Source organism: Veronia pacifica, from assembly GCF_001707825.1.
Classification (GTDB): Bacteria; Pseudomonadota; Gammaproteobacteria; order Enterobacterales; family Vibrionaceae; genus Veronia; species Veronia pacifica.
The window spans coordinates 1-322 of record NZ_LYBM01000146.1; the positions used below are offsets into that span (position 1 = coordinate 1).

Below are 322 nucleotides of genomic sequence, written 5' to 3' on the forward strand. Positions count from 1 at the left end.
ATGTTGAGCTTGGTGACTGATTTTCAGAGAGACAAAAAATCCGCTCAACCTTTAATAAGTTGTGCTTGCTTATAGCAATTGTCATCTTTGAATATTGCGCTCATTAATGAGCGGCTTTAAAGATGGTGCCCCGGGCCGGACTTGAACCGGCACAACGCGAACGTCGAGGGATTTTAAATCCCTTGTGTCTACCAATTCCACCACCAGGGCACGCAATTCTTGATTGCAATGGTTGACACCATCTTCATGCTGAATTGAATAATCAATCAACACGGCAAATTTTGACGCGACACACAAGGTTCCCGATCTTCAAGGCCTCGGT

General features: G+C 45.0%; 1 tRNA gene. It reads right to left on the reverse strand.

What is annotated here, in order from left to right:
• Positions 1–123: 123 nt before the first annotated feature.
• A tRNA-Leu gene (locus tag A8L45_RS23525) sits at positions 124–210 on the reverse strand.
• Between the last annotated feature and the right edge of the window lie 112 nt (positions 211–322).